Source organism: Pseudomaricurvus albidus (assembly GCF_018863235.1).
GTDB lineage: Bacteria > Pseudomonadota > Gammaproteobacteria > Pseudomonadales > Cellvibrionaceae > Pseudomaricurvus > Pseudomaricurvus albidus.
This window is the reverse complement of record NZ_JAHKRS010000016.1, coordinates 21,511-33,135: the sequence shown is the minus strand read 5'-3', so window position 1 is coordinate 33,135 and position 11,625 is coordinate 21,511. Positions and strand designations below refer to the sequence as shown.

The following is an 11,625-nucleotide window of genomic DNA, read 5'->3' as shown; positions in this document are numbered from 1 at the left end:
CTGAGACCATTCAATCTCACTCAGAAAACCCGTGCACGCATCTACCAGCGCATTTTTAGATTGGCGAATCATCAGCGTTGGCAAGAAAAGTTGCATTGTGCTGAGTTAATCAGAGATCTGAATGAACAGGCTCTGAGGTGGGTTCAACCAAGGTCGTTATTTGATAGAGCTATTGAGTTCTTGTCGGCTCATCAGATCGCAATTCCCGGATACACGGTGTTACAGGATTTAATAGTTGAAGTTGTTCGAACCACAAACGACCGATTTGTTAATCAGGTTGAGAACCAAATCTCTAAAGATTTATCACAGATGTTGTCTGATTTGGTCGATAGCGGAGGCTCGTTACCTCTAAGAGAGTTACGCCAGTCAGCCCGGAACTTCACCGGAACCGAGCTGGAAAAAGAGCTTAATGTACATCGCCACATCCAGCACTGGATGCCGGAAGTGACAGTGGTCTTGAATACATTATTACTTTCCCAAAAAAATCAGCAACTCTTTGCCGGACGCGTGGACTACTATGGTGCCAAACTTAAACGGCAGTCTAAGGCAAATCAAGGACTATATTTACTGTGTTATTTGCAATCCCGCTGGCAACAGGCCCTGGAGCGCATTGCCGATGGCTTTGTTCATCATATCCGGCAGACCAAACAAAAAGCCAAAACCTATGCGCAGGAAGCCGTTTATCAAGACTGGCAAAATGCCGCCAAAAATGTCAGTAAGGCCGCCGATGTACTGCACTTATTTATCGACGATAACATTGATCAACAGCAGTCCTTCGGGACGGTAAAACAGAAGGCCCTGAATCTGCTCGCGGCGAACGAGCTGGAATCTGTCTGTTTGTTCCTCAACGAACAGAAGCGTTCGGTCGATGAGGCCATGTGGCAATATTACGACGAGAAAGACAGCTTACGGAAGGGTTTACTTCGTGAGCTCTTCCTATGCCTGCGCTTCGAAGGCAGTGAGGGAAGTCAACGCTTGGCCACAGGACTGGAGCATGCCCGAGTAGAGCTCTCCGCTAGTGGGGCTCTCGCCATAGCAGCCATCGACAAGCGGTTGCCAGCAAATAAAGTACTGTGCTTCCTGCAGGACAGCAGCGGTAACATCAAACCAGACCGCTACGAATGGTATCTCTATCAACAGATCCCCAGTAGGTTGAATGGTCAGTTGACCTTGCCTGAGGTCATTAAGTATCGGGCTCTGGATGCTGATCTGATCAATCGCGAGCGTTGGCAAGAAGAAAAGAATAGATTGCTAGAACAAACCCAGCTGCCAAAATTAACCACTGAACCCAATAAACTGATCGAGAAAATGGCCAGGGATCTGGAGGTCCGTTTACATGATGTCAGTGAATATCTGGAACACGATGATAACCGAAACATTATCCTGCGCAATCCCAAGGGAAAACGCTTATGGCGATTACCGATAGCGAGTAAAAAGTACCTGGTCAACAACCCTTTCTTTCAGCAGATACCGACGACTGGCGTCGCCGATGTGCTGCGCATGGTAGACCGCGACACGGGGTTCATTGACTGCTTTGAACATGTGCTTGGGGTTCAGTCAAAGAGCCGTACTCATGTGTATGACCTGCTGGCTATCTTGGTTGGCAATGCCACCAACCAAGGCATCTATGGTATCGCGCAAATCTCCGATCGCACCTATGATCAGCTCAGCACCATTCAGGCAAACTACTTGCGACTGGAAACCCTGAACACGGCTAATGACTGTATCAACAACGCCACGGCAAGGCTTCCTATCTTCAAACACTACAACATCCAGGAGGATGTGATCCATGCCAGTGCCGATGGCCAGAAGTTTGAAGCTCGGCGCGAGACCTTCAAGACCCGCTATTCCTCAAAGTACTTTGGAACCCAGAAAGGTGTATCAGCAATGAGTCTGATTGCCAACCACACGGCCATAAATGCTCGGGTAATTGGCGCAAATGACCACGAATCGCATTTCCTCTTTGACTTATTGATGAACAACAGCTCGGAGATCATTCCGGACGTGCTCTCCACCGATACTCATGGCGTCAATCACGTTAACTTCGCGTTGCTGGATTTGTTCGACTACAGCTTTGCACCGCGCTATGCTCAAGTCGGCAAAGTAATCAATGAGATGTTCGATGTAAAGGAAGACAAGAATCAACGAGTCCAGCTGTGCCTGAAAAAACCGATAAACATTAAGCGTATCACGCAGCATTGGGACACTGTCCAACGAATCGCGATCTCACTCAATGAACGTAAAACCACGCAAGCAACACTGGTCAGGAAACTGTCTGGCTACAAGAAAAACCACCCGTTGCTGGAAGCTTTAACCGAATACAACCGCATGGTTAAAGCCAACTATTTGCTGAATTATATTGATGACGCCAGTTTACGCAACTATGTTCAACGGGCGCTGAACCGAGGCGAAGCTTACCACCAACTGCGACGCGCGATCAGCAATGTTAATGGGGATCAGTTCCGCGGCAGTTCGGATGAGGAGATTCAACTTTGGAATGAGTGTGCCCGTCTGGTTACTAACACCATCATCTACTTCAACTCCACCATACTCAGTCAGCTCCTTACCAGCTTTGAGTATCAGGCAGATGAGGAAAAAGTCCGGATCGTTAAACAGGCTTCACCGGTAGCCTGGTACAACATCAACCTGAAAGGTATGTACAACTTCAATTTGAGTGAGAAGTTGCCCGATCTGGAGGAGCTAATGAGTTCAATTGAGGGGTATTTACCGGTTCAGGAAAAGTAACCCCCTCCCAGAGGTCAGTAATGGCAGGGGTTGTAGAGGTTTATATCCGTTTACGAGGGAAAATCCCCAGTACCCCAAGGCGGTACATTAACCGCAGTCACTCCGGATTTGTCATTGTGAGATGACCCTGGGGCTACTCATCCTCGTCGATATCACGCGAAGGATCTTTGTTGGAAGCGAGCCTGTATCTATGGTCATTATGACTGTTGGCGCTGCCGCCCTCATTGCGAATATTGTTTGTTTAAGGTTGATATACGCACACAAAGATGGTGATGTGCACATGAGGGCCAGTTGGATTTTCTCAGCGAATGATGTCATTGCCAATGCGGGTGTCATTCTGAGTGGTGCTCTAGTCTTGTGGTTAGACAGTCGATGGCCAGATATCGTCATTGGTATTGTGATCGCGTTTGTAATCTTGCGAGGAGCCAAAACTATCGTGGCGGATGCAAAAAACGAATTAGGCTCAGAAGCAGCGTTGGAGAAACCAATGAATTGTAAAGATATAAATCTAATCGACAAATAGGTCTATTGGATATTGCTCATGACTGTCGGCTTTTTGCTCAGAATTATCATTAACGAACGAAAGCATTGAACTTTCCATCAATGTCTTTAGACTAACTAACCTCTCAATCCTTAACTAAAGGTCAATAATTAGGTGCGAAACGCGTACGTACGCTCTTTCTTAGCGATTATCGTTTTACTGCAATCATTTGCAGTAGTCGCTGACGCGCACCAGTTTCATCAGTCCAATAACCAGCACGAAATCATTGCTGAGCATATACATGAACCAGCCGCCGTTATCGTAGCTGATGATGTCGATCAGCAAGATGACGCGCTAGATTGCCACCACTGCTGTCATTGCCACAGCTTAGGGTGCTCAGCATTACCTGTTTCGCCTTGCCATATAGGCCTAATTAATAGTCCTTCCGTGACATTTATGTATACGGATCGATACTCATCTCAACCTTCCGGTTCACTTTACCGCCCTCCAATAGTTTAGTCCTCGCCTTTAAGAAACGGTCGACTTTTTTCGACATAACGATTCATTTAGCAGGACATAAAATATGTTTTTCCATCAATACTCAGGCTCGCGCCTGCGTTTTTGCGCAGCCGTAGGGTTAGTTATATTCTCTATCGTCTCGAAAGAGGCTTTTGCTCAAAATAGCGGTCAACCGTTATCACTTCATCAGGCCATTACGAAAACCTTGGCGCAAAATCCTCAACTTCATCAATTTAATATAAAGAAAGATGTTCTTCTTGGTCGCAGGGAGACCAGTGAATTAACCCCCGCGCTGAATGTCAGCATTGAGGTTGAAAACTTTGCGGGTTCCGGTGAGTTGTCTGGAGTGACATCGGCCGAAACCACACTTGCCTTATCTTCTGTCATCGAATTAGGCGGTAAGCGGCGCGCTCGTCTATCCGTGGCTAACGCACAACTGCAAACGTTCGACTACCACCGTCAAGCCTTTACATTGGATGTTTTGGGTGATCTGACCAGTACGTTTATCCAGGCTCTTGAGGTTCAAGCATTGTCAGAACTTGCTGTAGAAGCACGTAACCTTGCGCAAAGCACTCTAAAGATTGTCAAAAATCGATCGAACCAGGGAGCCGCTCCGGAATATGAAGTTAAGCGTGCAAAATCTACACTCTCACACTCTCAGCTACAGGTTGATGCGCTAGAGCAACAGTTTCAGCGGTTACAGATCAAGATCGCCGCTTATTGGGGAGAAACCTTACCCAGCTGGTCCAAACTCGATGGGGATATTTATACCTACGGTACGGCATCAGATTTCATTGCTTTATATGAGCGTGCTAAATCGTCACCTGCAATCGCCCAGTTCGCCAGTGAAGCGCGCTTGAAAAAGGCTCAGGTCTCGCTTGCCAAAACTCAATCCAAAGCCGATCTGGGGTGGCAGCTTGGTGTACGTCGATTTGAAGATAGCGGCGATACGGCATTTACTGCTGGCGTGTCGATTCCATTATTCAGTGGTAAACGAAACAGAGGAGCACTGAAATCTGCGATGGCGTCCGAAAAAGAAGTGATTTACGAGCGTCAAACAGCGCTATTGAAGTTGCATGTGCAGTTGTTCGAAGCCTATTCACAGCGGCAACAGCATGTCGCAGCAGTCAAGGTCTTTCGTACAACCATCTTGCCGGACTTAAATTCTGCCTTAGCATCAACTCAGCGCGCCTACGAAACAGGACGGTACAGCTATCAAGACTGGATAGCGGCACAAAAAGAGTTACTTGATGCGAAGCGATCACTCATTGAGAGTGCCGCCGCTGCATCACTTAATCAGGCCGTTATAGAGCAACTCATTTCAGAGCCACTCAATTAGTCAGCAACGATAACTCAATAAACCCATTTTTATTTCGATGCATTTAAGCTTCGAAAAAACAGGATTAAACAATGAAAAAGCCATTTGCATTATTTCTTATCATTTTTTGTACAAGCCTTACTGCTGCCGTCCAGGCTAGTGAAGAACACGACCACAAACATTCTGAAAATAGTTCGCACGAAAAAGCCCACGATCAGAAACATAGTAATAAAGAAAAACACGATGATGACGAGCATGATCATGATGCCGAGAAAGAGCATGATCACGAGGAAGGTTCTCATCATGAAGATGGTGAAGAAGGCGAAACTCACTCTCACTGAACCCAAATTTTATTTCAATGTTAAAAAACATTGAAAAGACAGGATTAGACAATGAAACAGACATTTGCTTTATTTTTTATCATTTTTTGTACAAGCCTTACTGCTGCCGTCCAGGCTAGTGAAGAGCACGATCACAAACACTCCAAAGATAGTGCGCACGAAGAGGCCCACGATCAGAAACATAGTAATAAAGAAAATCACGATGATGATGAGCATGGTCATGATGCAGAGAAAGAGCATGATCACGATGAAGGCTCACATCATGACGATGGAGAAGAGGATGAGCACGGACACGGCGAGGAAAACTCGACTGAAATTAATGACGCCATGGCTCAAAAGGTGGGTATTGAAATCGCGCAAACTGGATCGCAAACACTCCACCAAACATTCACAACCTATGGGCGTTTGACGACGGCGCCAGAGAGCACCAGTCATGTTCGTGCACGATTTCCGGGTATTGTTCGGTCTGTGGCGTTCAATATTGGCGATCAAGTTAAGGAAGGCGATCTGCTTGCCGTCATTGAATCCAATGAGAGTTTAAAGCGCTACGATGTTCGTGCACCGATTGGCGGCACAATTATTCAACGTCATGCCAACAAAGGGGAAATGACACAGGAGCAAGTGCTGTTTTCGATAGCAAGTTTTGAATCATTGTGGGCAGATTTACGTATTTTTTCGACACAACAACAATCGATTAACATTGGCCAACCCATTCATGTAACGGCAGGTGAAAAGCGTATCGATTCGCGTATTTCTCACATGTTGCCAGCCGAAGAAGATTCGCCTTATCTTATTGTGCGAGCAAAAATCAATAACACTAAAAATAATTGGTTTCCTGGATTGATGGTTGAAGGGAAGATTGTCATCAACGAATTTGAGGCACCGATCGCCGTCAAGAATTCGGCTTTGCAAACTATGGGGGGGCGCACCGGAATCTTTGTCAAAGAGCATGACGACTACCGCTTTACTCCGCTCGTTCTAGGTCGCAGCGACGACGAATTTACAGAAGTATTATCGGGTATTCAAGGAAGCACCCAATATGTAATAGCGAACAGCTACTTAATAAAAGCTGACATCGAAAAATCCGAAGCCGAGCACGAACACTAAGGGGTATATGATGATTAATTCCATTTTACGCCTTGCCATCGAGCGGCGTTTATTATTTTTGTGTAGTATTTTTCTGATTGTCGGTATAGGTTTTTGGAGTTATCAAAAACTCCCTATCGATGCTGTTCCAGACATTACAAATGTTCAGGTACAAATCAATACTTCAGCTCCGGGTTATTCACCCCTGGAAGCAGAACAAAGAATTACTTATCCGGTAGAGACAGCACTGGCTGGGTTACCCAATCTTGCTTATACCCGATCCTTATCTCGTTACGGTCTTTCACAGGTAACCGTCGTCTTCGATGAAGGCACCGATATATATTTTGCCAGAAACTTAATTAATACAAAATTAGGCGCAATAAAGAGTGCCTTACCTCCAGGCATGGAACCAGAGATGGGACCGATTTCTACTGGGCTTGGAGAAATATTCATGTATACGGTACAAGCCTTGCCTGACGCCGTAGATGCTAATGGCAAGCCTTATGACGCTACTGCATTACGTGAGATTCAAGATTGGATCATAAAACCACAGCTTGCACAGGTTAAGGGCGTTGTAGAGGTCAACAGTATTGGTGGTTACAACAAGCAATATCATATAACCCCTGATGTTCAAAAGCTGTTGCATTTCAATGTTGGAATGGAAGATATCGTTCAAGCGCTAGAGGCCAATAACGGTAACCGCGGCGCTGGCTATATTGAGCGAAACGGTCAGCAACTATTAGTTCGTTCACCTGGGCAGCTAGCAACCATAGAAGATATCGCCAACGTCATTATCGCTGAGAATAATACAATTCCAGTTAAGGTATCTGATGTTGCGAGTATCGCTATTGGCAAGGAACTAAGAACAGGCGCTGCAACACAGGATGGTGTAGAAACAGTTTTGGGTACGGCCATGATGTTGATTGGTGAAAACTCCCGTACAGTGGCACGCGATGTGGCGCTGCGCCTTGAGACTATTCAAGCATCCCTTCCTGAAGGTGTAGTAGCGACCTCTGTATATGATCGTACGGCGCTCGTCGACAAAGCCATTGCCACAGTAAGTAAGAACCTTCTAGAAGGCGCAATACTTGTTGTTGCCGTATTGTTTTTATTATTGGGCAATCTCCGTGCGGCATTGATTACAGCTGCGGTGATACCACTAGCCATGCTAATGACGATTACTGGCATGGTCAAAACAGGTGTGTCCGCTAATTTGATGAGTTTGGGGGCATTAGACTTTGGGTTAATTGTCGATGGCGCAGTGATTATTGTAGAAAATGCTATCCGTCGTTTATCCAACGCGCAGCACGCAGGACAATTGGATTTACGTGAACGATTAAACGTGGTTTACGAAGCGACAGCCGAAGTCATTCGTCCCAGTCTTTTTGGTGTAGCAATTATTACCGTTGTGTATATCCCCATTTTTTCATTGACCGGTGTTGAAGGGAAAATGTTCCACCCTATGGCGGCAACAGTCGTTATGGCACTAATTTCAGCTATGGTGCTGTCATTAACGGTCGTGCCTGCCGCTGTAGCGGTATTCTTAAAAGGAAAAATCAGCGAAAAAGAAGGGATTGTGATTCGCGGCGCAAAATCTGCGTATGAACCGGCGTTGTTACTCGCATTAAAATTTCGCTGGTTGGTTGTAGGCAGTGCAACTGTACTGGTTGCGGCCTCTCTTTGGTTAGCGACAACGTTAGGCTCCGAGTTTGTACCGCAACTTAATGAAGGTGATATTGCATTGCACGCTATGCGAATTCCGGGTACCGGATTGGAGCAGGCGGTGGAAATGCAGGAATTGCTTGAACAACGCATAAAATCCTTTCCTCAAGTCGATAAAGTGTTTGCGCGTATCGGTACCGCCGAAGTGGCGACTGACCCCATGCCGCCTAATGTCGCCGATAATTTTGTGATTTTAAAACCGCGTTCACAGTGGCCAGACCCATCGCTTACTAAGCAAGAATTAGTTGAGCAAATGGAAAAATCACTCGAAGAATTACCGGGCAATAATTACGAATTCACCCAACCCATTCAAATGCGATTCAATGAATTGATCTCTGGCGTTCGAGCTGATTTGGGTATCAAAGTTTTCGGCGATGATCTGGATCAACTAGTTGTCACGGCCAATGATATTTTAAAAACACTGAGTAAAGTCGATGGTGCCGCCGATGCGAGAGTTGAGCAGGTTACTGGCTTGCCAACCTTGTCAGTCATTCCCAAACGGACTGCGTTGGGGCGTTATGGTCTCAATGTCTCCGAGTTGCAAGAGTGGGTAGCGACAGCAATTGGCGGTGAAAGTGCAGGAATACTGTATGAAGGGGATCGGCGATTTGAGCTGGTAGTTCGTTTACCGGAAACTGTTCGGCGAGATATCGAACGCCTAGCATTCTTACCCGTACCGTTACCAAACGGTGACTATGTTCCTTTGTCTGAAGTTGCCACCTTGGATATTTCGCCTGCACCGGCACAAATCAGTCGTGAAAATGGTAAGCGCCGCATTGTTGTTACAGCCAACGTGCGTGGTCGAGATCTTGGCGGGTTTGTTGAGGATGTAAAGGCCCAAATTTCGTCACAGGTAGATATTCCGGCTGGGTATTGGCTTGACTATGGCGGCACCTTCGAACAACTCGAATCTGCGAGTAAACGATTGTCTATCGTCGTACCGTTGACTTTACTGCTTATCATTGGCTTGTTGGTGATGGCTTTTGGGTCACTGAAGGATGCCCTCATTATTTTCAGTGGTGTGCCATTAGCTCTAACTGGTGGTGTTTTAGCCTTGGCACTGCGTGGCATGCCTATGTCCATTTCCGCCGGAATTGGTTTTATCGCTTTGTCGGGAGTTGCGGTGCTAAATGGATTAGTGATGCTAGCGTTTATCCGTGATCTGTGGCACGAGAAAGGTGACTTGATGCTTGCAGTAACAGAGGGCGCGCTTGTGCGTTTGCGACCCGTATTAATGACTGCATTGGTAGCCAGTCTTGGATTCGTGCCAATGGCATTAAACACAGGTACCGGAGCAGAAGTTCAACGCCCGTTAGCCACCGTTGTTATCGGCGGGATTATTTCCTCCACTTTGCTAACGTTGCTCGTGTTACCCGTTCTCTATCATTGGTTTCATAAAAATGATCGCCTAAAAGTTGTGAAGGCTAATAACTAATCGTCCTTAATGAAAGACGCGGCAAAAACGTTGCCGCGTCTGGATAACAAGCAAGGAAAAGAAATGCATAACCACGGTCACGCACATAATAGTGATGATTCAAGTTCAAGAATTGCTTGGGCTTTTTTCCTCAATGTCGGCTTTACAATCATTGAATTCATTGGTGGCTGGCTTACTAATAGTACAGCGATCATGGCGGACGCGGTACATGACTTAGGCGACAGCCTGTCGATTGGGTTAGCCTGGTTTTTATCATATTGGAGCAATAAGCCCGCAAGCGGAAATTTTAGCTACGGCTACAGACGCTTTTCGCTATTAGGGTCTTTGATAAATGGGATGGTATTGGTTGCTGGCTCCCTTTGGGTGCTAAGTGAAGCCATACCTCGCCTGCAAAACCCGGAAATGCCTGTCGCTGAAGGTATGCTCGGTATGGCTATCTTTGGTATAGCCGTGAATGGATTCGCTGCGTACAAACTCAGCGGAGGAAAAACCTTAAATGAGCGGGTTTTAAACTGGCATTTGTTAGAAGACGTCTTGGGGTGGGTAGCAGTATTCATTGTCTCTATCGTACTTATGTTTGTTGACTGGCCAATACTCGATCCCATTTTATCTATTGGTTTCACCCTATTTATTGCCTTTAATGTCTTTCGCAATTTATGGAAAACCGGGCTCCTATTTTTACAGGCAGTACCAGATAAAAAACTTCATAATCAGATTGCAGAAACTCTTAAGAAATTAGCGGGTGTAAAAGACGTGCACCATCTTCATTTGTGGTCATTGGACGGTGAGCATCATGTGTTAACAGCACACCTTGCGTTATCACATACGATGGACTTATCCCACCAGTTAAATTTGAAACAAAAGATTGCCGATGAATTGGATTATTTTGACCTTGAACACACCACTATTGAGTTCGAGTTTGAGGATGAAAGTTGTCGCGACACGCTCAAATAAAGGACGATCTTCGGTAAGCTACAGAATTTGAACAACTTTTGAAAATACATAATTAGTAACAGATAGGTGACACGATTGGCCAATATTGAAGATTACCTTCATGCAGCAACGCGAGATAACACCCGAAAAAGCTATCGCGCCGCGATTGAGCATTTTGAAGTGTCGTGGGGTGGATTTCTCCCTGCGACCGCCGACAGTATTACCCACTACATAGCGGACTACGCCGATAGTTTGTCCATTAACACCCTACGGCAAAGACTAGCCGGTATTGCAGCGTGGCACCAAGATCAGGGATTTCCAGACCCAACAAAAGCACCCCACGTTAAAAAGGTGCTTAAGGGTATCGCTGAGCTGCACCCAACAACCCCCAAACAAGCTAAACCTATCCAACTGCATCATTTGAAGCAATTAATAAGCACCTTAGATCAAACGGTTCAAAACGGATCTCAAATAAACGGCTTGCAAGCTATCCGTGATAAAGCTTTGTTGCTCATGGGGTTTTGGCGAGCTTTTCGCAGTGACGAATTGGCCCGTCTCTGTGTTGAACATGTACAGGCTGAGTCAGGCAAAGGTATGGAAATATTCGTCCCGCGTAGCAAAGGCGATCATTCACGCTTAGGGCGACACTACAAAGCCCCAGCACTCAAACAACTTTGCCCTGTTGAGGCCTACCTCGATTGGATTCACGCGGCACAGCTAGGCAAAGGACCCGTATTTCGTTCAATTAATCGTTGGGGGCATATTGCGGACACGGCACTGCACCCTGTGAGTATTCTTGGCATTATTAAACAGTGTTGTATAAGAGCAGAGATCGATGAGGCTGAGTTTTTTAGTAGTCATTCATTACGTCGCGGCTTCGCTACTTGGGCCAATACTCAGGGGTGGGATACAAAGTCCCTGATGGAATACGTTGGTTGGAAAGATGTTCAATCAGCCATGCGTTACATTGAAGTCGCCGATCCTTTTTCGCAACAGTTACTCGCGAATGGTCAAACAACGAAAGCAGACGTTGATTAAGGTCTAA

Annotated in this window: 8 protein-coding genes; all 8 read left to right on the top strand. The window is 46.1% G+C overall.

Annotated features, from left to right (window positions below):
* On the top strand, positions 1-2,745 hold a 2,745-nt coding region (locus KOI40_RS18040), incomplete at its 5' end, for a Tn3 family transposase (protein ID WP_216098942.1).
* A gap of 121 nt (positions 2,746-2,866) precedes the next feature.
* Entirely contained in the window at positions 2,867-3,268 is a 402-nt protein-coding gene (locus tag KOI40_RS18035) for a cation efflux transmembrane domain-containing protein (RefSeq protein ID WP_216098941.1), read from the top strand.
* A gap of 541 nt (positions 3,269-3,809) precedes the next feature.
* The gene (locus KOI40_RS18030) at positions 3,810-5,084 is read left to right on the top strand and encodes a TolC family protein (RefSeq protein WP_216098940.1); all 1,275 of its coding nucleotides are present in this window, start codon (positions 3,810-3,812) and stop codon (positions 5,082-5,084) included.
* A gap of 71 nt (positions 5,085-5,155) precedes the next feature.
* Positions 5,156-5,404 (top strand): hypothetical protein, encoded by a 249-nt coding sequence (locus KOI40_RS18025; RefSeq protein ID WP_159268304.1) that lies wholly within the window; start codon positions 5,156-5,158, stop codon positions 5,402-5,404.
* Positions 5,405-5,455: 51 nt separating this feature from the next.
* Positions 5,456-6,511, top strand: a complete 1,056-nt coding sequence (locus tag KOI40_RS18020; RefSeq protein WP_159268303.1) for an efflux RND transporter periplasmic adaptor subunit — start codon at positions 5,456-5,458, stop codon at positions 6,509-6,511.
* A gap of 10 nt (positions 6,512-6,521) precedes the next feature.
* Complete coding sequence (locus KOI40_RS18015) at positions 6,522-9,647, top strand: efflux RND transporter permease subunit (protein ID WP_159269330.1); 3,126 nt, start codon at positions 6,522-6,524, stop codon at positions 9,645-9,647.
* 9 nt (positions 9,648-9,656) lie between these two features.
* Complete coding sequence (locus KOI40_RS18010) at positions 9,657-10,601, top strand: cation diffusion facilitator family transporter (RefSeq protein ID WP_439653245.1); 945 nt, start codon at positions 9,657-9,659, stop codon at positions 10,599-10,601.
* Positions 10,602-10,676: 75 nt separating this feature from the next.
* Positions 10,677-11,618 carry a site-specific integrase gene (locus KOI40_RS18005; RefSeq protein WP_159268302.1) on the top strand — a complete coding sequence of 314 codons (942 nt, stop codon included), beginning with the start codon at positions 10,677-10,679 and terminating at the stop codon, positions 11,616-11,618.
* The last annotated feature ends 7 nt before the right edge of the window (positions 11,619-11,625 follow it).